22 protein-coding genes and 2 riboswitches are annotated in these 25,712 nt (G+C 71.1%); of the genes, 8 read left to right on the forward strand and 14 right to left on the reverse strand.

Features of this window, described 5'->3' with window-relative positions:
- Positions 1–23: 23 nt before the first annotated feature.
- The 6 genes from ACFZA2_RS05550 to ACFZA2_RS05575 form a co-directional block, all read right to left on the reverse strand.
- A complete protein-coding gene (locus ACFZA2_RS05550; RefSeq protein ID WP_391401757.1) occupies positions 24–2,504 on the reverse strand; it encodes a glycoside hydrolase family 2 TIM barrel-domain containing protein in 2,481 nt (826 codons plus the stop codon).
- Positions 2,501–3,406, reverse strand: a complete 906-nt coding sequence (locus ACFZA2_RS05555; RefSeq protein WP_391401760.1) for a carbohydrate ABC transporter permease — start codon at positions 3,404–3,406, stop codon at positions 2,501–2,503. The genes ACFZA2_RS05550 and ACFZA2_RS05555 overlap by 4 nt, the downstream gene beginning before the upstream one ends.
- Positions 3,403–4,347: a carbohydrate ABC transporter permease gene (locus ACFZA2_RS05560; RefSeq protein ID WP_391401763.1), complete on the reverse strand. Its 945-nt coding sequence runs from the start codon at positions 4,345–4,347 to the stop codon at positions 3,403–3,405. The genes ACFZA2_RS05555 and ACFZA2_RS05560 overlap by 4 nt, the downstream gene beginning before the upstream one ends.
- A gap of 65 nt (positions 4,348–4,412) precedes the next feature.
- Positions 4,413–5,711: an ABC transporter substrate-binding protein gene (locus ACFZA2_RS05565; protein WP_391401766.1), complete on the reverse strand. Its 1,299-nt coding sequence runs from the start codon at positions 5,709–5,711 to the stop codon at positions 4,413–4,415.
- A gap of 58 nt (positions 5,712–5,769) precedes the next feature.
- Entirely contained in the window at positions 5,770–8,961 is a 3,192-nt protein-coding gene (locus tag ACFZA2_RS05570) for a cellulase family glycosylhydrolase (RefSeq protein ID WP_391401769.1), read from the reverse strand.
- A gap of 99 nt (positions 8,962–9,060) precedes the next feature.
- Positions 9,061–9,909, reverse strand: coding sequence for a LacI family DNA-binding transcriptional regulator (locus tag ACFZA2_RS05575; protein ID WP_391401777.1), 849 nt, complete (start codon positions 9,907–9,909; stop codon positions 9,061–9,063).
- Positions 9,910–9,976: 67 nt separating this feature from the next.
- Here ACFZA2_RS05575 and ACFZA2_RS05580 point away from each other — a divergent pair, with 67 nt between their 5' ends.
- Entirely contained in the window at positions 9,977–11,203 is a 1,227-nt protein-coding gene (locus ACFZA2_RS05580; protein WP_391401781.1) for an ROK family protein, read from the forward strand.
- 7 nt (positions 11,204–11,210) lie between these two features.
- On the opposite strand, the gene ACFZA2_RS05585 is transcribed toward ACFZA2_RS05580, so the two are convergent.
- From ACFZA2_RS05585 to ACFZA2_RS05600, 4 genes are all read right to left on the reverse strand, one after another.
- Positions 11,211–12,212: a glycoside hydrolase family 26 protein gene (locus ACFZA2_RS05585; RefSeq protein ID WP_391401784.1), complete on the reverse strand. Its 1,002-nt coding sequence runs from the start codon at positions 12,210–12,212 to the stop codon at positions 11,211–11,213.
- An 82-nt stretch (positions 12,213–12,294) separates the two neighbouring features.
- Positions 12,295–13,089 carry an energy-coupling factor transporter transmembrane component T family protein gene (locus ACFZA2_RS05590; protein WP_391401787.1) on the reverse strand — a complete coding sequence of 265 codons (795 nt, stop codon included), beginning with the start codon at positions 13,087–13,089 and terminating at the stop codon, positions 12,295–12,297.
- On the reverse strand, positions 13,086–14,534 hold the full coding sequence (locus tag ACFZA2_RS05595; RefSeq protein WP_391401790.1) for an ABC transporter ATP-binding protein: 1,449 nt from the start codon (positions 14,532–14,534) through the stop codon (positions 13,086–13,088). Before ACFZA2_RS05595 ends, ACFZA2_RS05590 begins: the two co-directional genes overlap by 4 nt.
- Positions 14,534–15,172, reverse strand: a complete 639-nt coding sequence (locus ACFZA2_RS05600) for an ECF transporter S component (RefSeq protein WP_315994349.1) — start codon at positions 15,170–15,172, stop codon at positions 14,534–14,536. The genes ACFZA2_RS05595 and ACFZA2_RS05600 overlap by 1 nt, the downstream gene beginning before the upstream one ends.
- Positions 15,165–15,275: riboswitch (TPP riboswitch) on the reverse strand. (Overlaps the previous gene by 8 nt.)
- Before the next feature lie 36 nt (positions 15,276–15,311).
- Here ACFZA2_RS05600 and ACFZA2_RS05605 point away from each other — a divergent pair.
- The 7 genes from ACFZA2_RS05605 to thiD all read left to right on the forward strand — a co-directional run bounded on the left by ACFZA2_RS05605 (position 15,312) and on the right by thiD (position 23,009).
- Positions 15,312–16,925, forward strand: a complete 1,614-nt coding sequence (locus tag ACFZA2_RS05605; RefSeq protein ID WP_391401794.1) for a D-alanyl-D-alanine carboxypeptidase family protein — start codon at positions 15,312–15,314, stop codon at positions 16,923–16,925.
- 3 nt (positions 16,926–16,928) lie between these two features.
- Positions 16,929–17,285, forward strand: a complete 357-nt coding sequence (locus tag ACFZA2_RS05610; protein ID WP_391401797.1) for a GntR family transcriptional regulator — start codon at positions 16,929–16,931, stop codon at positions 17,283–17,285.
- A 269-nt stretch (positions 17,286–17,554) separates the two neighbouring features.
- Positions 17,555–18,904 carry a DUF222 domain-containing protein gene (locus tag ACFZA2_RS05615; RefSeq protein ID WP_391401800.1) on the forward strand — a complete coding sequence of 450 codons (1,350 nt, stop codon included), beginning with the start codon at positions 17,555–17,557 and terminating at the stop codon, positions 18,902–18,904.
- A gap of 103 nt (positions 18,905–19,007) precedes the next feature.
- Positions 19,008–19,673: an SDR family oxidoreductase gene (locus tag ACFZA2_RS05620; RefSeq protein ID WP_391401803.1), complete on the forward strand. Its 666-nt coding sequence runs from the start codon at positions 19,008–19,010 to the stop codon at positions 19,671–19,673.
- A gap of 336 nt (positions 19,674–20,009) precedes the next feature.
- Positions 20,010–20,101, forward strand: a riboswitch (TPP riboswitch).
- Entirely contained in the window at positions 20,093–20,938 is an 846-nt protein-coding gene (thiM, locus tag ACFZA2_RS05625) for a hydroxyethylthiazole kinase (RefSeq protein WP_391401806.1), read from the forward strand. Its footprint overlaps the riboswitch before it by 9 nt.
- Complete coding sequence (gene thiE, locus ACFZA2_RS05630; protein ID WP_391401809.1) at positions 20,935–21,582, forward strand: thiamine phosphate synthase; 648 nt, start codon at positions 20,935–20,937, stop codon at positions 21,580–21,582. The genes thiM and thiE overlap by 4 nt, the downstream gene beginning before the upstream one ends.
- On the forward strand, positions 21,579–23,009 hold the full coding sequence (thiD, locus tag ACFZA2_RS05635; protein WP_391401812.1) for a bifunctional hydroxymethylpyrimidine kinase/phosphomethylpyrimidine kinase: 1,431 nt from the start codon (positions 21,579–21,581) through the stop codon (positions 23,007–23,009). The genes thiE and thiD overlap by 4 nt, the downstream gene beginning before the upstream one ends.
- A gap of 84 nt (positions 23,010–23,093) precedes the next feature.
- On the opposite strand, the gene ACFZA2_RS05640 is transcribed toward thiD, so the two are convergent.
- The 4 genes from ACFZA2_RS05640 to ACFZA2_RS05655 are packed head-to-tail and all read right to left on the reverse strand — an operon-like array spanning position 23,094 to position 25,689.
- Positions 23,094–23,276 carry a DUF5302 domain-containing protein gene (locus ACFZA2_RS05640; RefSeq protein WP_391401815.1) on the reverse strand — a complete coding sequence of 61 codons (183 nt, stop codon included), beginning with the start codon at positions 23,274–23,276 and terminating at the stop codon, positions 23,094–23,096.
- A gap of 39 nt (positions 23,277–23,315) precedes the next feature.
- Complete coding sequence (locus ACFZA2_RS05645) at positions 23,316–24,245, reverse strand: DnaJ domain-containing protein (RefSeq protein ID WP_391401819.1); 930 nt, start codon at positions 24,243–24,245, stop codon at positions 23,316–23,318.
- 41 nt (positions 24,246–24,286) lie between these two features.
- Positions 24,287–24,862, reverse strand: a complete 576-nt coding sequence (locus tag ACFZA2_RS05650) for a hypothetical protein (protein WP_391401822.1) — start codon at positions 24,860–24,862, stop codon at positions 24,287–24,289.
- Entirely contained in the window at positions 24,859–25,689 is an 831-nt protein-coding gene (locus ACFZA2_RS05655) for an LssY C-terminal domain-containing protein (protein WP_391401825.1), read from the reverse strand. The genes ACFZA2_RS05650 and ACFZA2_RS05655 overlap by 4 nt, the downstream gene beginning before the upstream one ends.
- Between the last annotated feature and the right edge of the window lie 23 nt (positions 25,690–25,712).

A 25,712-nucleotide genomic window follows, 5' to 3' on the forward strand; every position in this document is an offset into this window, starting at 1 on the left:
GGGATTCCCCTCCCCGTGAGCGATCAGTTCCAGTCGGCGACGAGCTGGTTCGACGTGCGCAGGACGTCGGGGGCGCAGAAGCGCTCCGGATCTCCCTCCGTCTCGCTGCGCACCTGGAAGGTCACGGATTCGCCCGGCAGCAACGTGACGAGCATGTCGTCGACGACGGCATCCGGATCGACCTTGTCGACCAGCAGCGCGAGGTCGCGCACGAGGTTCCCGGCCTCGACCTTCACTTCGACCCCGGATGCCACGCGACGAGCGCTCGTGGTGAGCTCGGCACGGGCGAGGGTGGAGTCGCGGTGCTCGGCGAAGAACCAGAAGCCGCGCACGCCCTCCGACTCCACCACGATCAACTCGCTCGCCGCCTCGGCGGGCGTGGCCAGCGCGTCGGGGAGCGGGAAGGTGTGCGCACCGCGGGCGTCGATGTCGGCCGTGAGCTGCGCTTCGGCCAGCACCGTCCCGTCGAACGACAGTCGGCGTGCAGCAAGGGGTCCCGTCCAGCTCGCGGGGGCGTCGTTGATCGCCACGGCCGCGAGTCCGCCCTCCCGGGGTTGGATGGTGAGTAGCCGGTCGGCGTACACGTGCTTCAGCGCGTAGAGCAGCGGCTTGGCGCGCCCATAACCGTCGACGGCCGCCCACGAGGTCACCGGCCAGCAGTCGTTGAGCTGCCACACGACCGACCCCATGCAGCGCGGGGACTCGGAGCGCATGTGTTCGATGCCAACCGTCACCGCCAGAGCCTGGTTCAGCGACATGGCCCAGTGCCAGTCCTCGGTGTCGTCGGGAAGGGGGAGATGGGCGACGAGGCCGTCGGTGAGCTTGTCGTTGCCGTCCATCGCCTTCTGGTGGTGGAACATGCCGGGGGACTCGGGCGTGAGCGGTGAGTCGGAGATCGCCCGGGTGATCGTCGACCACGTCGCCGGTCCCTGCCATCCGAACTCGGCGACGAAGCGCGCGTGCACGTCGCGGTAGGTCGGATAATCGACGCGGTTCCAGTGCTCCCACAGGTGGACGGAGCCGTGCCGGGGGTCGTTCGCGAAGATCTCCGGGTCTCCCGACCAGGGGCTCGCCGGCGTGTACGACCGCGAGGGGTCGAGCTCGGCGACAAGCCGCGGGAGCAGGTCGAGGTAGTAACCGAGACCCCACGTGCGCCCCTGCAGACGCTTCGCCCAGCCCCACTCCTCATAGCCCCAGACGTTCTCGTTGTTGCCGTTCCACAGCGCCAGGCTGGGGTGCGGCATGATGCGCGTGATGTTGTCGCGGGCTTCGGCTTCCACCTCCGACCACAACGGCTCTTCCTCGGCGTAGCTCGCGCACGCGAAGAGGAAGTCCTGCCAGACGAGGATGCCGCGCTCGTCGCAGAGGTCGTAGAAGTCGTCCGACTCGTAGTAGCCGCCGCCCCAGATGCGCAGCAGGTTCATGTTGGCGAACTCCGCCTGATCGAGGCGGTGCGAGAGACGCTCGCGGGTCACCCGCGTCACGAACGCGTCGTCGGGGATCCAGTTCGCCCCGCGGATCCACACCGGCTCGCCGTTGACGACGAAGCGGAACGAGGTGCCCTCCTCGTCGCGATCGAGTTCGACGTCGATCGTGCGGAAGCCGATCCGATGCGTGCGCTCCGCCAAGACGTCGCCGTCACGCACCAACGACACAGCGAGGTCGTAGAGCGGCTGCTCGCCGAACCCGCGCGGCCACCACAGGGCGACATCGGCGACACGCAGCTCGACGACACCCGTGGATTCGTGCGCCGCGAGGTCGATCCGCGCCTCGCGGCCGTCGGCGAGGGAGATCGAGACGCCGTAGTCCGCGTCGTCGGCGCGCTCGATCTCGACGTGAACCGCGACGACGCCGTCGGAGCCGTCGACCGTGACCACCGGTCGCGTCGCAGCGAGCCGCGCCCCCGACCACGCCTCGATGCGCGCGGGCTTCCAGATCCCTGACGACGCGGCATCCAATCCCCAATCCCAGCCGAAGTTGCAGGCGGCCTTGCGAATGGCGTTGAACGGATGGAAGTAGGTGTGCGGGCGATAGCCGATAGCAAGACTTGCCCGATCGGCCTCGGCCACCGGCGAGGCGAACGTCACCACCAGCTCGTTCTCGCCCTCGCGGAGAGCGTCGTCGATGGAGAAGCGGTACGTGCGGTGCTGATTGCGGGTGCGGCCGAGGCTTCGCCCGTTCAGGGCCACGTCGGCGAAGGTATCGAGTCCCTCGAAGACGAGGTCGTGACGGTCGTGACCATCGGGTGCGTGTTCGAAGCGGGTCGCGTACTCCCAGACGCTCTGACCGATCCACGTCACCGTGGTCTCGTTGCGATCGAGGTAGGGGTCGAGGATCAGCCCCGCCTCCAGCAGCGCGACGTGGACGAGGCCGGGGACGACGGCGGGAACCGTCCGCCCGGCGATGCCGGCGGGGACCGGACCGTCGAGCGCGCGCAGGCTCCACACCTCGGGGAGAGCGACGGTGCGGGCGGCGGCGGGGCGTGCGGTGGTGACGTCGGTCATTTGGTGGCTCCAGAGGTGAGTCCGTTGTAGATGAATCGCTGTAGGAAGAGGAAGGCGACGAGGGTGGGGATGATGACGAGGATCGTGCCGGCGGCGATGACCTCCCACTGCGAGCCGAAGGGGCCCATGAAGCGGAAGAGCGAGGTCGAGATCACCCCGAGGTCCCTCGACGGCATGTAGAGGAACGGGATGTAGAACTCGTTGTAGACGGCGATGCCCTTGATGATCACCACCGTCGCGATGGCGGGCTTGAGCAGCGGCAGGATGATGCGCCAGTAGACGGTGAAGCGGTTGGCGCCATCGATCATCGCCGCCTCGTCGAGGGCGACCGGAATGTTCTGCATGAACTGCAGGAAGATGTAGATCGCGATGATGTCGGTCCCGGTGAACAGCACGATCGCCGCCCATCGGGTGTTGAAGAGATCGAGGGCACTGATCACCTGGAAGGTGGCGACCTGGGTCGTGATCGACGGCACGAGGGTGGCGAGCAGGAACACCCCGGTCACGAGGGCCCGTCCGCGGAAGCGGAACCGGTCCACGGCGTAGGCCGTCATCGTGCCGATGAAGATCGTGCCCGTGATCGAGACCACGAGGATGATCGCGGTGTTCACGAAGCCGGTCAGCATGCCGCCCTGTGTGAAGGCGATGACGAAGTTGTCGAGGTTGAGCCAGTTCCCGGGCGGATCGAGTGGACCCGTCGTGCGGTATTCCTCCGGCGTCTTGAACGCGAGCGCGAAGATCGTGACGATCGGCAGCAGGGCGAACAGGCACGCGACCACGAGCGCGGCGTATTTCAGCACCGTCGCTATCCAGCCGAGATCGGCGCGATGCCGGCGTGGTCGCTCCGGCCGGGCCGCCGAGGGCCGCGTCGGTGTCGGAGCGGGGATGAGGGTGCCGGTCATTGCACGCTCGCTTTCTCGTCGGGGAAGAACCGTCGCTGCACCGCGGTGATGAGCAGCACGATGACGAGCAGGACGACAGCCATGGCGGAGGCCAGCCCCACCTGGGCGTAGCGGAAAGCCGTGTCGACGGTCTGGATGACGAACGTCTCGGATCCGTTCGCTCCGCCGGTCATGATGTACGGCATCTCGAAGGCCGAGAGGGCACCCGACACCGCGAGGATGAGCGACAGACCCAGGATGCGACGGATGCTGGGGAGGATGATGAAGCGGAACTTCTGCCACGAGTTCGCGCCGTCGAGGTCGGCCGCCTCGTACTGTTCCGCGGGCACTGACTGGATGGCACCGAGGAAGAGCACGAAGTTCAACCCCATGTATCGCCACACCGACGTGGCCGCGAGCGACACGTTGACGATCGAGGGGTCACCGAGCCACTGCGGCGGGTCGGCGACGCCGAACGCCGCGAGCACGCTGTCGAGCGTTCCGCCGGGTCGGAAGAAGAACAGGAACATCAGACCGATCGCGACCCCGTTGATGAGGTACGGGAAGAAGATGACGCCCTTGAAGAGATTCTTGAAGCGAGTGCGGAAGCTGAGCAGCACGGCGAACAGCAGCGCCAGCCCCAGCTGGGCGATCGCGCCGACCAGATAGAAGAGGCTCACCGCGAACACCTGGAAGTACTCGGGGCGCGTGAAGATCTGGACGTAGTTGTCCAGACCGACGAAGGTCTGCTGCGGGTCGAGCCCGTCCCAGTCGGTAACGCTGTACCAGAACGAGTTCGCCACGGGTACGTAGGTGAACAGGACCAGAAATCCGAGGGGAACGAGGAGGAACAGCCATGGCGTGATCTGCCAGCCGCGCGCGGCGGACCGCCGGGGGCCCGCTCGACGCAGGCGTCGGCGGGCGGGGAGGGTTTCGAGGGGGGTGCCTTCGGCGATGGCCATCTCGCACTCCTTTCCGTCAGGGGAGGATGCGGGGCGGACTCGGGTGTCCGCCCCGCATCAGGGCGTCACTGGGTGTCGGCGACCGCCTGGCCCCAGCGCGAGTTGAGATCGGCGAAGAACGACTGCTTGTCGCCGTCACGCGCACCGCGGGCGGTGTCGATGAGCTCCTGCCGGTACTTCTCTCCGAAAAGGGTGATCTCCGCCGCGTTGGCGATGTCGGTGATCAGGCTCTCCTGCCCCTGGGGACGCGGGTCGAGCTCGATGTACTGCACTCCCAGCTCGGTGAAGTCCGAAAGCGTCGCCGGGGCGTCGTCGGCCTTCAGCGGGCTGATCGCTCCCTGGCTCTCGGCGAAGCCGGACTCCTTCTCGAACCAGTCGACCCAGGCCTTGGCCGCGGGCTTGTTCTCCGAGAACTTGCTCACGGCGAGCAGCTTGTCGGTGGCTGTGACCGAGGTGAACTGACCGTCCGTCTGCCACGGCATCGGCCAGAAGCCGATGGTGTCACGCGGCTTGCCGGCGGCTTCCGCGGCATCCTGCATCTGCGACACCGCCCACGAGCCGAGAACCATCGAGCCGATCTGCCCGTTCGCGAGGAGGGTCTTCGACTCCTCCCAGTTCGTGGTCGTCGGGTCGGCCTCGCTCAGCCCGGCGGCGACGGTGTCGTAGAGGAGCCCGTCGATCTCGGCGATGTCCGTCCCCGAGGTCCACGGCGCGCCGTCGGTGGTCATGTCGTTCAGCGCGGACGCGCCCGTGACGCCGCCGATGTTGCCGGCGAGAGACGACAGGGGCCAACCGTCCTTGTAGTTCGTGTAGTACGGCGTGACGCCCGTGTCCTTGATCTTCTGCAGGTCGGCGAGGTATTCCTCCTCCGTCGCCGGCGGCGTCGTGATGCCGGCCGCGGTCCACACATCGCGATTGAAGACGTAACCCATGGCGGATCCGAACGTCGACAGGCCGTACACGGTGCCGTCGTAGGCGCCGTCGTTCGTGAACCGGTAGGTCTGCGACAGCTCCTGCTCGTCGCCCAGCGGCTCGAAGAACTGCGGGTACTGGTCCCGCGTGACGTTCGACGTCGGGATGAGCAGCACATCGCCGTAGTCCCGCGAGTTGAGGCGGATGCGGACATCGCCCTCGTAGTCGGTCAGCGCTTCGAACTTCACCTGCACATCCGGGTACGTCTTCTGGAACTCGGTGACGTAGTCCTTCAGGACGGTGTCGACGATGTCCGTGCGGTTGGTGAGCACGGTGATCTCGCCGGACGGGTCCCCGTCGCTGCTGGCGGATCCGCCACCGCCCGAGCAGCCGGACAGGGCGAGGGCGGCCACGGTGGCCAGGCCCGCGACGGTGATGACATGCCTTTTCATGGGTTCTCCTTCGGGGTGGTGCGGCGGCGACGTCGCCGCCGCACCGGGGGTGTGTGGTTCAGGAACGTGTGCGCCGACGGCGATGAATGACGCCGAGGGCACCGGCGAGCAGGAGCAGGCCTCCCAGGAGAGCGAGGCCGACGGGGGCGGCTGCGCCCGTGTTCGCGAGCGGACCGGAGGCGTCGGGGTCGGCCGGGATGCCGGGGGTCGGCGACTCGGCCGGGGCCGATGTCGGATCAGGGGCGGCGGTGGCGCCGGGAGACGAGTCCGGACCGGGCGTCGGCTCGGGCTCCGGAGCGGGCTCGACGGCGGGGGCGAGGGCGACGATGTCATCGACGGTCAGGTCGCCCTGCGCGGTGTCCGCCACGTAGAGCGCGAGCTGTGTGACCGATGACAGGTCGAGGCGAGACTCCCCCGCCCACGCCGGCGGAGCGAAGCGGTCGAAGGGCACCTCGACTCGGTGCGCTCCGGCTTCCTCGATCGGCACCTGCGCCTCCCAGTACCCTCCGGATGCGACGAACTGCACGGTGGCCGTCGTCCCGACGGGGGCGTCGAGGGTGAGCCCGACTCCCGCGTAGCCGAACCAGCTGACCGGCTCCGACAGGGTCCGCACGACTCCCGCGTACCCCGGTGAGCCCAGGTCGAAGGTGAACCGTCCCGCATGGTCGCCGTCCTGCGCCACGAGCGAGGGGACGACCTCTCCGCCGCCGGTGTTGCGCACCCAGGCCGTCGACAACGCGGCGTCATCGGCGTAGGACTCGAAGTCGTCGACGACGAGGTCGCTCGTCGGGCGCGCCGCCGAGGTGAAACTCCAGGTCGGCGAGGACGACATCCCCAGGCCGTTCACCGCCTCGACGCGCCAATAGTAGGTCGTCTCGGCATCCAGATCGATGGCGGGCCGGAACGACGAGCCCGTCAGCCCGGTCTCGGCCGCGACGATGGTCTCCAGGTCGGGGTCGGTCGCGAGAGTGAAGCGGTAGTAGGCGGCATCCTGTGCCGGCAGCCAGTGGAACGTGGGCGTCGCACGCACGTCGGTCGTGCCGTCGGCGGGGGCCTGCGCGACGACGGCGCCGGGCGCACCGAGCTCGGGCGCGTTCGAGGAGAAGAGCGACACCTGCGACAGCTGCGGGGTCCACACCTCGCCGGTCGCGCCCTCCCACGAGACGCGGAGCTGGTTCACGTCCCGGAGGTCGCGCAGCCGGTAGACGTAGCGCTTCCAATTGCCGCCACCGCCCTCGACGGTCGGCTGGAGCGTGCGCCATTGCCGGCCGTCGGTCGAGCCCGACAGAGTCAGGGGGATCACCGGCTGGTCGGGCCAGTAGTAGGCGACGAGGTCGACCCCCGAGATGTCGTCGTAGGCCCAGGTCACCGATTCGTCGCCGTCGGCCGCGTCGCGCTTCAGGCGCGAGGAGTCGCCCGAGAACGACCCCGGATTGCTGGTGTCGAACGACAGGCTGCCGCTGTGCGCGGTCGTGCGGCTGAAGTCGTCCATCGGATCGAAGAGGGCGACGCGCGGCGCTTCGTTCGTCACGGTCGCCCGTTCCAGCACCGCGCCCCGCGCCCACGACACGCGGACGTACTCACCCGACAGATCGGATGCCACGACCTCGGTCGCTCCGTCCACGGGGCGCGTCGTGGTCGTCGCCGGGGTCCAGGTCGACCCGTCGAGGCTCATACCGACCTCGACACCGTCCGCCTCGCTGAGCCGGAAGACGGCCGTGCGCACACCCGCGGCACGCCACGTCGCCGTCGCGGTCTCCTCGACCGCCCGCGCCCCCTCGGGAGCGATCAGGTCGGCGCCGCTGTGGTCCGCCGTGAGGCGCCAGTCCGACAGAGGGTCGACGGTCACCGTCGCCCCCTCGGCGCGCACTGCCTCCGACGCGGTGACGTCGCCCTGCGCGGACTCCGCCACGACGCGGTACGCGGCGGACGGCGGCGAGTCGAGATCGGTCACCGGCGAGCCCGCGGCCCCGACCGGCTCGGCCGTCAGGTCGCTCCAGCCGCCTCCGTCGACGTTGCGTTGCACGCGGTACGCCTGCGCGCCGGCCGACCCGCGCCAGGCGATCCGGTTGATGGCGTTGGTCTGCTCGATCGAGACGATGAGCGGCGCGTCGGGAGCACCGTCCCCCGCGGTCAGGCCGAGGTCACGGCTGTACGCGCCGATCGCCTGGACGGACTGACGCATGCGGTCGGTGTCGCCCGGGTAGTGCAAGGTGAAACCGTCGTCGTGGGGGACGAGACCGCCCCGGTCGTTGTTGCCGAACAGCGACCAGAAGAACATGCCCGTGACGTTGTCGTCCGCGGCTGCGGCGTCCAGCAGTTCGCTCGACGCGGCCGTCGAGGCGTACTCGCCGGCGATGTAGACCTTGCCTGCGGCGGCGACGGACGCGGCGTCCGCCGTCACCTTGTCGACCGTGGGCGGGTAGTAGTGCACGTCGACGATGTCGAGGTCGGGCGCGGCGAGGGTGTCGGGGTCGATGTCGAAGCGGCGACCGGCGGCGACCAGCTGCTGAGGCGCGCGCTCCGAGATGTAGTCCACCTGCGCATTGATCCAGTCGAGCGTCATGCCCTCGAGCTCGTTGCCGAGCTCCCAGGCGAGCACGGTGGGATCGGCGACGTACTTCACGCCGGTCAGCGCGTTCGTGCGCGAGAGGATGACGTCGACGTACTGCTGGTAGGCGGCAACCGCCTCGGGCGCGGTGTAGAAATCATCGGATTCCAACCCCAGCGGCGTCGTGAAATCGCGGTGCCCGCCGTGGTAGTAGCTCCACTCGTCGGTGAGCGGCAGGATGAGGCGGATTCCGAGGCTCCCGGCGTACGCGACGGCGAAGTCGATCGTCTGGAATGCGGCGTCGTTGTATTCACCGAAACGCGGCATGATCGCGAGCGGGTTGGCGTCGTCCTGGCCGGTCGAGGTCATCATGTGCGAGCGCACGACGTTGACGCCCATCCGGTGCGCGGTGTCGAGCGCGTCCTTGATGCGGAAGTACGTGGGGTAGTCCACGCCGCCGACGTTCTCGTCGAGTCCGAGCCAGTAGATGTTGGTCCCGCTCGCGCGGAACGTCTCACCGTCGAGCGTCAGTCGGGAGCCGTCACGCTCCACGAACGACGTGTTCTGCGACACGAGGGGAAGGGCGGACGCCGTCGGCTCAGCCGAGACGGCGGGGGCGGCCCACAGCGACGCGGCGATCACAGCGGCGCCGAGTCCCGCGGCGACGACACCGCGGACGGGGGTACGGGAATGGATCAACGACCAGGCTCCTTCGACCGGCGGACGGGGTTTCGCCGTGCGGCGATGAACCCAGCATCCGCGAGGAGTCGGAGCAGGTCAAGAGGTTAGATAAATAATTTATGTAACGGCTTCGTCACGGCTGGAGCTCCGTCGGACCCGCAGGGCGGCGTCGGCCGCGTGGCGCACATCGACAGGTGCCCCCGCCACGACGTCAAGCATCGCCCGCCCGATGAGACGACCGACGGCGCGCGTGTCGCGCGCGATGGCGCTCAGCGGCGGGGTCGACAACTGCGCCTGCGTGGAGTCGTCCCAGGCGACGATCGCGAGCCCGTCGGGCACTTCGATGCAGGCGGCCGCAGCCGCATCCAGACCCCCGAGCGCCATGAGGTCGCTGTCGTAGACCGCGGCGGTGATGCCGGGGTGCGCGGCGAGAGCGGCGGCCGTCGCGGCCCGCCCCGAGGCGCGGGAGTAGTCCCCCGTCGCTGTGCGGGCGACGACGTCCCCCTCCGCGCAGCTCTGCTCGAACGCGCGGCGCCGCGAGAGGGAGTGACGAATATGGGTCGGCCCCCCGACGTGCAGGATCTCGGCATGCCCCTGCTCTACGAGGTAGCGCGCGGCCAGGCCCATCGCGGCGTCGTCGTCGGTCCAGACGGTCATGAGCTCCTCTGCGACCGGCGGTCCCACCACGACCGCGGGCAGCCCGAGATCGATCACGAGCGCCGGACGCGTGTCATCCTCATCGATGTCGACGAGCAGGACGCCCGTCACGTCGGACGATCCGGCCCACGCCCGGTACAGCCGCTCTTCCTCCGCGCGGGTGGCGAGCACGCGCAGCAGCACCGGATACCCCTCCGGAAGGGTCACCTCCTCGATCCCGACGATGAGGTCGTGGAAGTACGGCTCCGCGCCGAGGATCTCGGCGTCGCGCACGAGCGCGATGCCGATGGGGGGTCGCAAGTGCGTCACGGGTACGATCCTCTCGGGGTTCATCCAGGCCCTGCGTAATCTACCCAGCGCCGCGGGAGGCGAGACGATGGCACGGCCGCAGGCGACCCCGGAGTCCCCCGGCAGCCGGGCGCTCGTCGTCGACCTCATCCGCTCGGCCGGGCCGATCAGCCGCACGGAGTTGACGACGGCGACGGGACTGACGCAGCCCGCCATCTCGTTCATCGTCCGCAAGCTCCTCGACGACGAGGTCATCGTCGAAGCGGGAACCGTGCCGTCGACCGGCGGCAAGCCGCGCCGCCTCCTCGACATCAACCGGCGGGCGCGCCACGGGGTCGGCATGCAGCTCGGCTTCGAATCGGTCACCCTCGTGGCCACCGACACCAACGGCGGCGTGGTGGCCCGTGAGCGCCTCCCCGGCGCGGGGACCGACGACCCCGCCGACGTGATCACGCGACTGTCCCAGGCGCTGCACCGGTTCATGTCGGCCGCCGACATCCCGGCCACGAGCGTCGCGGGCGTCGCCGTCGTGCTCCCGGGCCCGATGCGATCCGGGCCTGGCACCACCATCGAGGCACCCACCCTCCCGCATTGGCGCGACGTGTCGCTCCGGGCGGAATTCGAGACCGCCCTGCAGATGCCGGTACTCGTGGACAACGACGCCAGCGCGGCCGCGCTCGGCGAGTTCTGGAGCCGCGGGGTCTCGCGCTATCGCACCTTCGCGTGCATCTACATCGGGTCGGGCATCGGCGCCGGCGTCGTGAGCGACGGTGCACTCTTCCGCGGAGCCAGTTCGAATGCCGCCGAGCTGGGACACATCACCGTCGATTCGCGGGGCCCGGAGTGCTTCTGCGGCAATAACGGGTGTCTCGAGGTCGTCGCGGCCCCCCGAGTCGCGGTGGCTCTCGCCCTGGCGGATGCTGCGGCAGCCCGCTCGCTCGATCTCGACCCGCGGGCGACCGTGGCCCAGAACTGGGAGCTGCTCTCTCGCGCCGCCCTCGAGGAGCATCCGGCAGCGGCAGCTCTGGTGACCGAGAGTGCACGCGCCGTCGCCGGTGCCGCCCTGAGCCTGACGAATCTCTTCGACCTCGATGAGATCGTCCTGTCGGGGCCGGGCATCGCCACGGCCGGCTCGATCTACGTGCGCGAGGTGCGCGCCGCCCTGGGGCGCGCGTTCGCGCGGAAAGCCCATCCGACCGTCGTGGATCTGTCGATCAATCCCACCGACTCCGCCGCCATCGGCGCGGCGGCCCTGACCCTCCAGGGGCAGCTGACCCCCGGCCACGGCCCGGCGCTGACCTTCGCCGGGCCGTGAACGCGCCTCAGGGCAGCCCGAGTTCGCCCTGATTGAGCACCCGGGGGTGGAAGTACGCCGCCTGGATCTCGGCGTTCGTGTTGTTCTGACGCAACTGCTCCGACCAGATCATGAAGTACGACCAGCGCGTCTGCGAAGTGAGCAGACTCGCCGTCGGCGCCTTGCCCATCTCGGCGATCGCGATGGGCTTCCCGCCCGCGATGTTCTGCATCTGCGCGTAGTCGCTCGAGCTCGGGAAGCTTTTGTACCAGACGTCGAGCGACACCACGTCGACGTACGAGGACCCGGGGTAGTAGCTCGCCCAGTTCGCATTGGGGTTGTCCTGGACGTTCCACACCCAGATCAGGTTCGTGAGTCCCTGTGCGTCGAAATAGTCCTTCATCTGTTGGAAGATCTTCGCGCTGCCGTTCACGCCCGGGCGCCCACCCCACCAGTTCCACGTCTCGTTCATCTCGTGGAAGGGGCGGAACAGCACGGGCACCCCGGCATCCCGCAGCTGCCGGAGATAGGGAACGACCTCGGCCATGCGCTGGCGCCACGTGGCGTTCAAAGCTGTTCCGCCCGTGATGACCTGCTGGAACTGCGCGTCCGAGATCGTGCTCTTCACACCGCCGTCGAAAGCGCAGGTGCTCGGGCCGGTCGGCGGGCAGGCGTGCCAGGCGAGCGTCACGAGGGAGCCGTTGCGCCATTCGGTCTTGGCCTGGTCGACGACCCTCTGGCGGTTGGCGGCATCGGTCGCGGAGAAGAACAGGTCGCCTCCCCAGAGCCCGGGATACTGCCCGGTGATGTCCTTCACCTGCTGCGTGTACTGCGCCGGCTGCGACGCGGGTTCCTTGTTGTGCTGGCCGGAGACGACGGCGTTCCCGGTGACGGAGTGCAAGTACTGGATGACGCTCGCCCGCGTGGAGGGCTGGAAGGCCTCCGCGGGGGTGGGCGGCTGGGAGACCGCGGCCGCGCAGACCGCGGCCACCGCCAATCCGATGGCACCGAGCGTTCGCGTTCGTTTCATGGGCGGAGCCCCTCTCTTCGTCGAGGGCTCCAGCATGGCGGCTCGTCCCGCCTCGCGCCAGACTTTTATAAGTTTCTTATTTTTACGTCCCCACGATCCGGAACGCCCCCGCCGCCACCGCCGCGCCGAGCGCCACGGCCACGAGCAGGACCGCTCCGCCGACGGCGACGGCATCCCGGGCCGAGAGGGTCGAGGGCCGCGCCCACGTGCGCTCGACGTCGGCGCCGAATCCCCGGGCCTCCATCGCCGTGGCGAGCTTCGTTCCGCGGCGCACCGCGAACACCAGCAGCACGAAGGCCATCGAGAAGAACCGCCGCAGCGCGCCGCGATCGCCCACGCCGCGCGCGCGACGGGCGAGGGCCATCGTTCGCCAGTCGTCGACGAACAGCCCCACCGTGCGCGCTCCCGCGAGCACGCCGAGCACGAAGCGACTCGGCAGTTTCGCCACCTGTGCGAGCGCGTCGGCGAGTTCCGTGGGGTCGGTGCGGGCGAAGAGCAGGATCATCGGCAGCGCCAGCACGATCACGCGCAGCAGCACCGCGACGCTGAGGGCGATCGACCCGTCGCTCACCGTGGCGAAGAGGAAGGTGCCGTAGACGGTCCCCTCGGGGCGGGCGTAGAGGAGCATGCTGATCGCCACGACGGGGGCGAACACCAGCACGGGCACGAGCCGCCGGAACACCACCGCGTACGACAGTCCGGTCAGCGGTACGCACAGCAGTTCGAGCACGAGGGCGGTACTCGCGCTCACCGCGTCGAGGGTGACCAGCAGCGGCACGGCCAGCACCAGCGCGACGAGCACCTTGGCGACCGGGTTCACCCCGTCGAGCCACGCGGACCGCTCCCGCACCGGCACCGTCTCCGCGGCGCGGCTCATGCGGCATCCCCCAGGACGATCCGATGCTGACCGAGGTGGCGCACCACGTCGGCGTCGTGGGTGACGGCGACGACCGTGCGTCCCCGCGAAATTTCCCGCTGCAGCAGCGCGACGAGCTCGGTCCACCCCCGGCGGTCCTGGCCGAACGTCGGCTCGTCGAGCACGATGACCTCGGGAGACGCCGCGAGCACGGTCGCCACCGACAGGCGGCGCTTCTGTCCGCCTGACAGCGTGAAGGGGTTCGCCAGGGCGAGGGATGCCAGATCCAACCGCTCGAGCAGTTCGTCGACGATCGCATCCACCTCGGCCGCCGACCGCTTGAGAGCCCGCGGGGCGACGGCGAGCTCGTCGCGCAGGGTCGAGGCGAGGAACTGGTGCTCCGGTTCCTGGAAGACCGTGCCGATGCGCGTCAGCAGCTCGGTGGACCGCCACCGGGACGGCCGGGAGATCCCGCGCACGGCGAGCGAGGGCGCCGCGATCACTTCCCCGGCGAGTTCCGGCAGCAGTCCCGCGAGGGTGAGGGCGAGCGTCGATTTTCCGACGCCGTTCGGTCCCGTGACCACGGTGCCCGCGCCGGCGGGGATCCCGACCTCGAGCCCGGATGCCACGACGGCGCGCCTCTCGCGCCCGATCGACAGTCCGCGGGCCGAGAGCACGGCATCCCTCCGATCGACCGGCGGCAGGACGGGGAGGTCGACCGGGCGCCCCGGCACCCACACCCCCGCGGCGGCGAGGGCATCGCCGTGCTCGGCGAAGACGCGGTCGGGCGGGCCGTCGGCCAGCACGCCGCCGCCCGGGGCGAGCACCACCACGCGCGTCATGAGGTCCGCCCACACGGCGGTGCGGTGCTCGATGAGCACGAGGGTCGTCCCCTCGTTCTCGACCACCCGCTCGACGGCGGTGCGCACCTCGGCGACGCCCACCGGATCGAGGTTGGCCGTGGGCTCGTCGAGCAGCAGCAACCCCGGGCGCATCGCGAGCACGCCGGCCAGGGCGAGGCGCTGCTTCTGCCCGCCCGAGAGCGCCTTGGTCGGGCGGTCGAGGGGAACGGCGAGCCCGACGGATGCCACGGCCTCGGCGACCCGCGCCCGGATCTCGGCCGCGGGCACACCCAGGTTCTCGCAGCCGAAGGCAACGTCGTCACCGACCTTCGACAGGACGATGCCCGACTCGGGGTCCTGCAGGACGAGGCCGATGCGGCCGCGCTGGGCCTCGGGCGCCTGTCCGTCGACGACGATGCGACCGGTCGCCTCACCCTCGTCGCTGCCGCCGAGGAGCCCCGCGAGGCCGGCGAGGAGGGTCGACTTGCCGGCGCCCGAGGCGCCGAGCAGCAGCACCCGCTCCCCCGGTTCGATGCGCAGGTCGACCCCGCGCGTCGCGGGCAGCCGGCGACCGGCGTAGCGCCAGCCCCATCCCTCGACGTCGACGCGTGCGGGATGCGCCATCAGACGTCGCGGCGTGCTTCCCGCCCCGCGGCGAATCGGCTCAGGGCGCCCGTGGCGGCGAGCGCGCGCACGAGGAACCAGCCCACCACGCCCGCCAGCACGGCGCCCGAGACGACGAGCGTGCCGAGGTAGATGAGGTTGAACTCGAGCGACTTGACGATGTTCGGCGTCAGGAACAGCTCCAGCACCCACGCGCCGATCCCCGCGCCGGCGCCGGCGAGCATCGCGACCGGGAGCGTGAAGCGCAGGTAGAGGAAGGCGAGGAAGATCAGCTCCGCGCCGAGGCCCTGCGCGAGACCCGAGAAGATCGTGGTGATGCCCCAGACGTTGCCGATGAGGGCCGAGACGATCGCCGCGATCAGCTCGACGAGCAGCGCGGCACCGGGCTTGCGGATGATGAGACCACCGACCACGCCGCCGAGGAGCCAGATGCCCACGGCGATCCCGCCGAGGCCGGGGGTCACGGCATCCATGGCTCCGAACCAGATCCCGCCGACGGTGTTCCAGCCCCAGAAGACCAGGCCGATCGCGACGCCCAGGACGGCGGCGACGACGATGTCGACGACGCGCCAGCGGAAGCGGTTCCCGGCGAACGCGGCCGAAGCGGGGGCCGTGCGGGCAGACGTGGACGTGTGCATGTGATCTCCTCCCTGCGCCGGCATGATCCGGATCAGGTTCGACGGTCGAAGCGTGGATTCGCTTCCTCTCAGCCCGGCTCACCGGACTCCCGTGGTTGTGCTGAAGAGTATAGACAGGCGGCCGGGGTAGCGTGGGCGGGTGCACGAGCAGACCCCGGCCGCGAGGCGCGCGCAGCGCGACCCGGCCGAGTCGTCGCTCGAGAGCCCGACGGATGCCGAAAGCCCGGCGGGCGCCGACGTCACGGACGCCCCGGCGAGCGCTGACGCCGCGACCGCCTCGGAACCCGCACCGGCGCCGTCCGTTCCGGGAGCCGACCCGGCGCCGGCAGCCCCGGGAGCCGACCCGGCGCCGGACGCGCCGGCGACCATGCCCGACCCTGCGCCGACGGCTGCTGCTCCGACGTCCGCTGACGCCCCCGTCCTGCTCGGAGCCCTGTCGTGGGTCGATCCGGGCGAGGCGTCGGCGCCGCGTCCGTCGCCGACCTTCGTCGTGTCGGGCGCGACGAGTCGACAGGCCGATCTGCTCTCCGGCGCGCGTCGCCGACGACTCCGGCCCGCCACGGTCGTGCCCCCGGTGCTGCTCGTGCTCATGCTCGCCGCGTACGTCGCCACGACCCTGCTGTGGCCGCTGAACGCCGTGCAGCCCACGACCCGCGCGGTCGCGGTCGAGCCCGCGGCGGCGCCCGCGGCGCAACCGGCGTGGCCCGCCGACGGAGAGGCGGCGATCGCGATCGACGGCGTGCCCGGCACCCTGTCATCGGCGGCGAGCGCGCCCGAGTCGATCGCGAGCATCACGAAGGTGGTCACCGCGCTCGTGGTGCTCGACCGCCTGCCCCTCGCACCCGGCGAGCAGGGCAAGACGTACGCCTTCACCCAGGCCGACAGCGCCGACTACTGGCAGTACCGCGCCCGCGGCGAATCCTCCCTCGACGTGCCCGTCGACGGAAGCCTCACGCAGCTGCAGATGCTGCAGGGCATGCTGATCGCCTCGGCGAACAACTACGCCCAGCGCCTGGCATCCGATCTCTTCGGTACGGATGCCGCGTTCTCGGCCGCCGCGAACACCTACCTCACCGAGCGGGGCATCGACGGCATCACGATCGTCAATCCCACGGGCATCGAAGCGGGGAACACCGCGACGCCCGCGGCCCTCATCGCGCTCGCCGAACGGGCCCTGGCCAACCCCGTGATCGCGGAGATCGTGCGCACCCCGGAGTTGACCCTGCCGGGTGCGGGCACCTTGAAGAACGGCAATGCGCTCCTGGGGGATCCCGGCGTGGTGGGGGTCAAGACCGGCACCCTCGATGCGTGGAACCTGCTGACCGCGAAAGACATCACGGTCGCCGGGACGACGGTCCGGGCTTACGCGGCGGTGCTCGGCCAGCCCGGACCCGACACGCGCAACCAGGCCACTCGCGACCTCTTCACGCGCCTCGAGGAGGAGCTGCAGCCGAGCCCGTCCGTGACCGCGGGAACCGTCGTCGGCAAGGTCGAGACGCTCTGGAGCGACGACATCGATCTGGTCACCGCCGACGACGCGACCGTGGTGCTGTGGAACGGCGCCAGCGCGCAGACCTCCACGCGCTTCGATCTCGGCGAAGCACGCGACGAGGGCGAGACGGTCGGGGCCTTCACCGCGACCGGGCCGGTCGACGCGTCCACCGTCGACGTGCGACTCGCGGCGGAGATCGAGCCGCCGAGCCCGTGGTGGCGTTTGACCCATCCGCTCGACCTGTTCGGGGTGAACGACTGACCCATGCAGTTCTCCCTGGATGCCGAATCGCCCACCCCGCCGTACGAACAGGTGCGGGCGCAGGTGATCGCCGCGATCGATGACGGTTCCCTCGTCGCGGGGACGCGCCTGCCGCCGGTCCGCACCCTCGCCGCCGAGCTGGGCCTCGCCGCCAATACCGTCGCCCGGGCGTACCGCGAGCTCGAGGAGGCCGGGTACGTCGAGACCCGCGGTCGCGCCGGCACGATCGTCCGCGGCGGCGACGCGGCGGCGTCGCGCGCCGCTCAGGCGGCGAAGACGTACGCCGATACGGTCCGGAGTCTGGGCGTCCTGCCGACGGACGCGGTGGCTCTGGTGCGGGCGGCCCTCGGCGAGGGGTGAGGGCGCGGGGTTTCGGCGCGGCGATGGGGTGGTCGGCGGTCGCGCAGCCGGGCGGCGCTCGGTGGGCGACGGAGCCGTCGCCGGACGCCTGAGGAGCGGTATCGACGCTGGAGGGGCGTTCGGTGGGCGGTCCGTCCGGGCTGCGTTGCGAAAGACGCCCGAGGAAGGCGGGCAGCGACCCTCCTCCCCAACCCAGCGCTCGGGCGATCTATCCACAGAAGAGCCTCTTGACCTGGGGTAATGTCGGAGGTCACCGATAGCATGCACACATGCACGATGACACCTCCCCGTCGACCCCGGACGGGCAGGCACGATCCCTGTCCGCGGTGCTCGACGAGGTCGTGCGAGCGGGAAAGAGCCTGGCGGCCGCCGACGTCGCCCGCACCCGCGCACTCGCCGAAGCCGGGCTCCTCGCCCTCAACGTGATAGCCGGCCAGCGCGCCTCGTCACGTGCGGCCGAGTTGGCGCTGCGCGAGATCGCGTCGGAACTCGCCGCGGCCGAGAACCTCTCCGATCGGTCGCTCCAGCGTCAGATCACCCGCGCGATGACCCTGGTCGACGACTATCCCGCGACCCTCGCCGCGTGGGAGGCCGGCCTCCTCAGCCGCACCCACGCGCACGTCATCGCCGACATCGGCGGGGAGATCCCGCCCGACACGCGCAGCGAGCTCGACCGGCTCGCCGTCGCGCTTGCACCCGGGCTCAGCCCCGGCCGACTCCGCTCCCGCCTGGCCGTGCTGGCGGAGCGCCTTCACCCTACGACCCTCACCGAACGTCACGCGCGCGGGCGAGAGACCCGCGGCGTACGCGTCGTCACGGGGGACGCCGGCATGTCGGATCTCATCGCCACCCTTCCCACGGTCCTCGCCGTCGGCATCCACGACCGACTGACTCAGCAGGCCCGCGCCATCATCGATCATCGCGATGCGGTTACCGACCCCGTGCCGACCGCTCTCGCCGACGAGCGCACCACCGCGCAGCTGCGCGCCGACATCTTCGCCGATCTCCTCCTCACGGCGGCCCCCGAGGCCGACCCCACCCGCGGGGATGACGGCCCGGGAACCCTCGGCGCCATTCGCGCTCGCGTGCAGGTGGTGGTGCCCGCACTCAGCATCCTCGACCCCGGCACCGAGAACGCCGATCCTGCTCACTTGGTCGGGCACGGACCCGTCGACGCGTACACCGCCCGCACGCTCGCGGAGTCCACAGCCACCCCGTGGGACCGCGTCCTCACCCACCCCGTCACCGGCGCGGTGCTCCACACGGACACGTATCACCGCACGTCTGCGATCGACCGCCACCTCCGGGCGCGTGACCGGCACTGCCGGTGGCCCGGCTGCATCGTGCCCGCCGTCCGCTGCGAGGTCGACCACACCGTCGACCATGCTCTGGGCGGCCCCACCGCCGTCGCCAATCTCGCCCACCTGTGCCAGCGCCATCACACGCAGAAGCAGTTCACGCGCTGGAAGGTGCGACAACTCCCCGGCGGAGTCCTCGAGTGGACCTCGCCGACCGGCCGCACGTACACCGACGAACCGTTGCCCTATTCCCCCGCGGTCCGTTTCCTTCCCGACGACCTCGCGCCACCCGATCCGGATGAGGCTCCCGCGCCGTTCTGACGGCCACTCCCGCAACCGTCCCACCGTCGGCCGGTTCGACGAACGCGCCCGCGAGCCTCCTGATCGCCCCCGGCCCGGCGCACCGACGGCGTAGCCTGCGTTCATGCCCCTCGCCCTCGTCACCGGCGCCGCGCGCGCGAACAGCATCGCCGCCGGGATCATCCCGCGCCTGCACGCCGACGGGTGGGACGTCGTGACCAGCGAGATCGATTCCGGCGACTATCCGTGCGACCTCGCCGACTCCGCAGCACCCACACAGCTCGTCGAGCGCGTCTCGGGCGAACGCGGGCCGATCCACGCCCTCGTCCTCAGCCACGCGCACGGCGTCGAGTCCGGCATCCTCGACACCACGGCGGCAAGCTTCGACCGCCACATCGCCGTCAACGCGCGCGCGGCCCTCCTGATGATCGCCGCGTTCGCCCGACAGGTGGACGACACGGGAGGGGCGATCGTCGCGTTCACCAGCGACCACACCACCGGCAATCTCCCCTACGGCGCCTCGAAAGGCGCGCTCGACCGCATCGTCATCTCGGCCGCACGCGAGCTCGGACCCCGCGGCATCTCCGCCAACGTCGTCAATCCGGGGCCGATCGACACCGGCTGGATGGACGACGAGACCCGCGACGGCCTGGCCGGGCACCACCCGCTCGGGCGCTTCGGCACTCCCCGCGACATCGCCGCCGTGACGGCCTTCCTGCTGTCCGACGCCGGCCGGTGGGTCAGCGGGCAGCTCCTGCACACCGACGGCGGGTTCTCCGCCCGGTTCTGAACCTCGCGCACCGCAGCGCACAGGAGAACCCGCGCTCGCACCAGCGCCAGAGAACCCGCACGCAGATACCGCGCTGCGCCACCAGCACAGCAGACACCGGGAAGCGACCCGCTTCACGACCGGGCCGCACACACCGAGCAGCGACCCGCGACGCACCGCCCGCGCAATACACGCCAGGAAGCGACCCGGGCACGAGCACCACAGCATCCACCGGGGAGCGACCTGCGCGCCACGGGAGTCAGCACGCGAGCACCCGGCGCGAACCACCACCACGACCGACCGCGCCCCGCGCCGCCCACCCGACAACCCCGCCCCTCCCCCTGTGCTAGCGTCGCCCGCAGTGACACGGGGTGCCCGCCAGGGCTGAGAACACACCCGTCGAACCTGATCTAGTTCGTACTAGCGAAGGGATGTCGCGAATGGTCGTTCGCACGTCGTCGTCTCCGTCCACCCCCGCATGGCCCGCCCCCACTGAGAGCCTCGAGGCCCTCCGTCGGGCCGCTCCGCTGACGCAGTGCATCACGAACGCGGTGGTGACGAACTTCACCGCCAACGCACTGCTCGCCCTCGGGGCGGCCCCCGCCATGTGCGACATCCCCGGCGAGGCGGGTCTGTTCGCGGGCGTCGCGGGCGGGGTGCTGGTGAACCTCGGCACCCCGACCGCCGAGCAGCGGGATGCCGCCCGCGAGGCCGTGGGCACCGGAACCCCGTGGGTGCTGGACCCCGTCGCCGTCGGCGCTCTGCCGGTCCGCACCGCCCTCGCCCGTGAGCTGCTCGCCGCACGGCCGGCGATCATCCGCGGCAACGCCTCCGAGATCCTCGCCCTCGCCGGATCGGGAGCGGGCGGCCGCGGCGTCGACGCGACCGACTCGCCCGACGACGCCCTCGAAGCCGCCCGAGCCCTGGCGCGGGAGACGGGAGCGACCGTCGCCGTATCGGGAGAGGTCGACCTCATCGTGGATGCCGAGCGCACAGTGCGCGTAGCCGGCGGCAGTGTCCTGCTCACCCGGGTCACCGGCGGCGGCTGCGCCCTCGGCGCGGCGATGGCGGCCTTCTCGGCGATGACCGCACCGTTCGATGCGGCGATCGCCGCGAGCGCGGTCTGGGCGATCGCGTCGGAGCGGGCGGCATCCGTCTCCCGCGGTCCGGGGTCGTTCGCCGTCGCCTTCCTCGACGAGCTGACCGCGCTCGAGCCGTCCGACCTGCGATCGGTCGGCATCGAGACGGAACGAGCCGACACCGTCGAGACGGGGGTCCGACGATGACCCGCGACCTCTCGCTGCACCTCGTCACCGATCATCGCGTGCCCTTCGCGCGACTGCGCGACATCGTCGATGCTGCGGTCACCGCGGGGGTGACCGTCGTGCAGCTGCGCGACAAGATCGCCACGGGCGGCGAGCTGTTCGCGCGCGCCCTCGACCTGGCCGACGTCGTCGCCGGACGGTGCGCGTTCGTGGTCGACGACCGCCTCGACGTCGTGCTCGCCGCCCGCGACCGCGGGGCGCGGGTCGACGGCATCCATCTGGGGCAGAGCGACCTGCCGGTCGACGCCGCCCGCGCGCTGCTCGGCCCCGACGCCCTCGTCGGGTGGACCGCGAACACGCCCGCCCATCTCGCCTCCGCCGCCGCGCTCCCCGCCGGCACCGTGGACTACCTCGGCGTGGGGGTGATCCGCGCCACCGCCACCAAACCCGACCACCCGCGCCCGCTCGGCGTCGACGGGTTCGCCGCGCTCGCAGCATCCACACCCGTACCCTGCGTGGCGATCGGCGGGATTGGCGTCGACGACGTCGCCGCTCTGCGGGGCGCGGGGGCGGCCGGCGTGGCCGTCGTGTCGGTGGTGAGCGGCGCCGACGATCCTGGCGCGGTCGTCCGCGACCTCCGCGGTGAGTGGGAGGCGGGAGCGTGAGCCCGCGCGTCCTGAGCATCGCCGGCACCGACCCGACGGGCGGCGCCGGCGTGCAGGCCGACCTCAAGTCGATCGCCGCCTTCGGCGGCTACGGCATGGCCGCGGTCACGGCGCTCGTCGCGCAGAACACCCGAGGCGTGCGCGAGGTGCACGTGCCGCCCACCGCCTTCCTCGACGCGCAGCTGCGCGCGGTCAGCGACGACGTCGAGATCGACGCGGTCAAGATCGGCATGCTCGGCTCCGTCGAGGTCGCGGCGACGGTCGAGGGCTGGCTCGCGGAGGTGCAGCCGCCGATCGTCGTGCTCGACCCGGTCATGGTCGCCACCAGCGGCGACCGCCTGCTCGACCCTGACGCCGAAGAAGCCGTACGCGCCCTCTGCCACCGAGCGCACCTCGTCACCCCCAACCTCCCCGAGCTCGCCGTGCTCGTGGGGCAGCCGCGCGCCGCGTCCTGGGACGCCGCCGTCGCTCAGGCGCAGCTCCTCGCCGGGCGCTCCCGCGCGACCGTTCTGCTCAAGGGCGGCCACCTCGGCGGAGAGCAGAGCCCGGATGCCATCATCGACGGCTCGGGCGTGCATCCGGTCGCCGGACCCCGCGTCGACACCCGCCACACCCACGGCACCGGCTGTTCGCTGTCGTCGGCCATGGCCACCCTCGCCGCCCACGGCCTGTCGTGGCCGGACGCCCTACCCCGCGCGAAGCGCTGGCTGACCGGCGCGCTCGAGCACGCCGAGGCGCTGCACGTCGGCCACGGCAACGGCCCGATCGACCACCTGCACGAGCTGCGCCCGCACATCGACCTCGGCCGGTCGTGGAGCGCCGAGCGGTGGGATGCCACGGCCCGAACCCGCGCCGACGTCGACGCCTGCGCCTTCGTACGGGGCCTGGCATCCGGCACCCTCGATCGCGCGGCGTTCGCCTGGTACCTGGGCCAGGATCTGCTCTACCTCCGCGAGTACGCGCGCGTCCTCGCCCGCGCCGCGGCCCTCGCGCCCACGGTCGACGAGCAGCGCTTCTGGGCCGCGGCGTCGGTGTCGTGCCTGGCCGAGGAGGCGGAGCTGCACCGCTCGCACGTCGACCCCGCGGGTCTCGAGCCCGCGGCATCCACCCTCGACTACACCGACCACCTGCACGCCGCGTCGAGCACGGGTTCGTACGCGGTGCTCGTGGCGGCGATCCTCCCCTGCTTCGTGCTGTACACCGACATCGGTGCGCGCTGGCGCGGAACATTCGGCCCCGACCACGCCTACGCCGATTGGCTCACCGCCTACGGCGACGAGGTGTTCGCGGCGTCGTCGGCCGAGGCGGCGGGGATCGTGGATGCCGCCGCGCGAGCGGCATCCCCCGCCGTCCGTTCCGCGATGGCCGCGGCCTACGACCGCTCGATGGCCCTCGAGCGGGCGTTCTTCGAGGCGCCCCTGCGCTGACCCCGCTCGCGCGAGTCGCCACGTTCTGTCGCGTCGGACGGGCCGGTGGCGACGATTCCCGGCGACTCGCGCGGCGCCGGAGGGTCAGCCGCTCTTGCGACGGAACTCGCGTTTCGTCACGGCCGCGTGCGTGCCCTGGACGGCGGAATGACCGTCGAGGTGCGCCTGGCCCGCCCGCTGCTGACCGTTCTTCTTCGCGAGCGCCTCTTGGAACTTGCGCTTCATCTCGGCGGATGCCGTGGCATCCGAGGTCTCATCGGTACTCATGCCCCCACCCTAGGCACGCTCCGCGACACGGACCACCGGTCAGACGTGGCGGACCCGCTGCTGCAGACGCGTGCGGATGTCGAACAGCTCAGTGCCGCCCACCTCGCGCGCGCCCGTGATGCCGCGGCGCAACAGCGTGGTCAGCGCGCTGCGCGTGACCAGCGCGACGGGGGTTCCCCGCACCTTGCCGAGCTCGGTGATCGCATCGAACACGTCGTCGTCGGGCAGGACGACGATCGCCCCGCTGAAGCGCACCCCCGCGGAACGCGCGATGACGCGGGCGCGGGAGACGAGCTCCGTGACCGGCGCCCCGATGACGTTCGGACCGGTGATCTCGCCCCGGCGTACCCCGACCGGGCCGCCGAAGTCTTCGCTGAGCAGGGCGTACAGGCCGCTCGGGCCGAGCACGAGGTGGTCGATCTTCTGCTCCGGATCCACCCCGTCGCGGTCGGCGAAGACGTCGTGCCACACGGTGTACCCCATGCCGAGCTCCGACACCAGGCGCGCGGTCTCCTCTTCGGCGAGCGCGTCCGCGAGGATGTGGCGGATCTCCGGCGGCGCCGAGCGCACGAGCGCCGGGTCGTAGGGGTCGGCGATGTCGACCCCGCGCCCGACCCACTCGCGGATCAGGTCGAGGTAGCGCTCACGCCGCCAGCCGCCCGGCTGGCCGTGCGACCGCGCGCGCGGGCGGGTGTCCGCGGGACGGGAGGGCGTGGATGCCGTCGGCGCGCCACCCCAGTCCCCGGTCGTCGCCGCTCCGTGGCCCCGGTCGTAGGCGCTGCGCGCCTCGGGCGTGCCGACGAGCTCCCATGCCCGCTGCACCTGCACGAACAGGGCGGCGTCGCCGCCGGTGTCGGGGTGCGTCTCGCGCAGGCGCACCCGGTAGGCGCGGCGCAGGCCCTCGTCGTCGACATCGGCCGCGACGCGGAGCACCTCGTATGCCGAGGACGACATAGGACTGTCGAACACGTGCGTCATCCGTTCCGCCGCGGGGCGCGGCGCTTCTCAGGCTAACGCGCCGCGCCTGTGCGGGATCCGTGCGCCCGGGGGCGGCTCCGGCGCGGGCGCCGCGCGTACGCCGCCGCATCGCGACTCGACAGGGCCAGCAGCACGAGGATGTCGAGGCTCAGCGTCAGCAGCGTGGTGCGCACGGTGATCTCGAGCCCCAGCTCCCACCAGCCCACGAAACTCGCGCTGATCGAACCGACCGAGATGAGCATGACGAGCACGCGCGAGACGTTGCCCCCGAACAGGATCCGGATGCCGAACACCACCTGCACCACGAAGAGGGCGCCCATGACGCTCAGGAAGACCGCGGTGCCGATACCGAGGTCGGCGAACGCGGCGAGCTCCGGGTCGGTCGACGCGCTCGCGTCGCCGCTGGCGGCGCCGGCGATCTGCTGCAGCCACGGCGGGAGCGAGAACGCCACGCTCACCGCCCAGAGGGCCCCCGCGATGGCGCGGAGGAGGACGAGCACCGCTCCCGCGACGGTCGCGGTGGGACGGTGCATCGCGGCATCCCCCGCCGTGGGATCCAGAGGCGGCTCGAAGGCCACGCGTTTGCGCGGATACCGCTGCTCGTTCACGGTGTCCGCTTCCCACCGACCGCCGAGACGGCTCGCACGTCGATGATGGGCAGGTCGCCGTCGGTGGTGATGCTGTCTCCGCCGCCGTTTCGCGAGTGGTATCCGGTCGAGAAGTCCCGGATGACGTCGACCTCCACCCCGCGGACCCCGGCGACGCTGCCCACGATGTGGTCCCTCTCGATGTCGGTGTCGGCATCGATCCGGTGGGTCACCTGCAGCGTGAACAGCGAGAGGCCGACCGCGCGATCGAAGGTGCCGGCGGCCAGCCAGTCGACGCGGCGTCCACCCGGGAGGAGCCATCCGTCGGGGCATCGCCACAGGCGCACGTGGTGCCGCTGCGCGGGGGATCCGGCGACCTCCTGCTGATACGCGAGATCCTGCACGTGCCCGAAGAGGAACAGCGGGCTGACCGGCGCACGGGGATAACTGCGCCGTCGCAGGGTCGAGCTGATGATCTGCCACGAGGAGCGCAGGGTGACCGGATCGGCGGCGATCCAGCCGGCGTCCCCCAGCACGTCCTCGATCTGCTCCCGTTCGCCCAGGAAAGCCAGGTTGACGGGGTCGCCCAACAGCCCGTCGGACGTGCGCGTACGCCCCATGAAGTAGTCGGGGACGTAGATGGCGGTGAGGATGCGATGCAGCCGCGGCAGCACGAGATAGGCGAGCAGCACCCAGAAGGCGATCGCCATCGCGATGCCGGCCCATCCGAGCGAGAACGACTCGGTGAAGCTGAGATACGCGAGCCAGAACGCGGCGAGACCGGCGAAGACGAAGAAGAACCCGTCGAGGGCTCGACCGAACGACCAGCGGCGCCGCGGAGGGGTCATCGCCGGCGCGATCCCGGCCGCCG

The organism is Microbacterium sp. NPDC007973, assembly GCF_042958465.1.
GTDB classification, from domain to species: Bacteria; Actinomycetota; Actinomycetes; order Actinomycetales; family Microbacteriaceae; genus Microbacterium; species Microbacterium galbum.

Excerpts from the sequence above, each read along its gene's own strand:
- ACFZA2_RS05550 (WP_391401757.1), bottom strand. The coding sequence starts at position 2,504 with ATGACCGACGTCACCACCGCACGCCCCGCCGCCGCCCGCACCGTCGCT.
- ACFZA2_RS05555 (WP_391401760.1), bottom strand. The coding sequence starts at position 3,406 with ATGACCGGCACCCTCATCCCCGCTCCGACACCGACGCGGCCCTCGGCG.
- ACFZA2_RS05560 (WP_391401763.1), bottom strand. The coding sequence starts at position 4,347 with ATGGCCATCGCCGAAGGCACCCCCCTCGAAACCCTCCCCGCCCGCCGA.
- ACFZA2_RS05565 (WP_391401766.1), bottom strand. The coding sequence starts at position 5,711 with ATGAAAAGGCATGTCATCACCGTCGCGGGCCTGGCCACCGTGGCCGCC.
- ACFZA2_RS05580 (WP_391401781.1), top strand. The coding sequence starts at position 9,977 with ATGGCACGGCCGCAGGCGACCCCGGAGTCCCCCGGCAGCCGGGCGCTC.
- ACFZA2_RS05585 (WP_391401784.1), bottom strand. The coding sequence starts at position 12,212 with ATGAAACGAACGCGAACGCTCGGTGCCATCGGATTGGCGGTGGCCGCG.
- ACFZA2_RS05590 (WP_391401787.1), bottom strand. The coding sequence starts at position 13,089 with ATGAGCCGCGCCGCGGAGACGGTGCCGGTGCGGGAGCGGTCCGCGTGG.
- ACFZA2_RS05595 (WP_391401790.1), bottom strand. The coding sequence starts at position 14,534 with ATGGCGCATCCCGCACGCGTCGACGTCGAGGGATGGGGCTGGCGCTAC.
- ACFZA2_RS05600 (WP_315994349.1), bottom strand. The coding sequence starts at position 15,172 with ATGCACACGTCCACGTCTGCCCGCACGGCCCCCGCTTCGGCCGCGTTC.
- ACFZA2_RS05610 (WP_391401797.1), top strand. The coding sequence starts at position 16,929 with ATGCAGTTCTCCCTGGATGCCGAATCGCCCACCCCGCCGTACGAACAG.
- ACFZA2_RS05615 (WP_391401800.1), top strand. The coding sequence starts at position 17,555 with ATGCACGATGACACCTCCCCGTCGACCCCGGACGGGCAGGCACGATCC.
- ACFZA2_RS05620 (WP_391401803.1), top strand. The coding sequence starts at position 19,008 with ATGCCCCTCGCCCTCGTCACCGGCGCCGCGCGCGCGAACAGCATCGCC.
- thiM (WP_391401806.1), top strand. The coding sequence starts at position 20,093 with ATGGTCGTTCGCACGTCGTCGTCTCCGTCCACCCCCGCATGGCCCGCC.
- thiE (WP_391401809.1), top strand. The coding sequence starts at position 20,935 with ATGACCCGCGACCTCTCGCTGCACCTCGTCACCGATCATCGCGTGCCC.
- ACFZA2_RS05640 (WP_391401815.1), bottom strand. The coding sequence starts at position 23,276 with ATGAGTACCGATGAGACCTCGGATGCCACGGCATCCGCCGAGATGAAG.
- ACFZA2_RS05655 (WP_391401825.1), bottom strand. The coding sequence starts at position 25,689 with ATGACCCCTCCGCGGCGCCGCTGGTCGTTCGGTCGAGCCCTCGACGGG.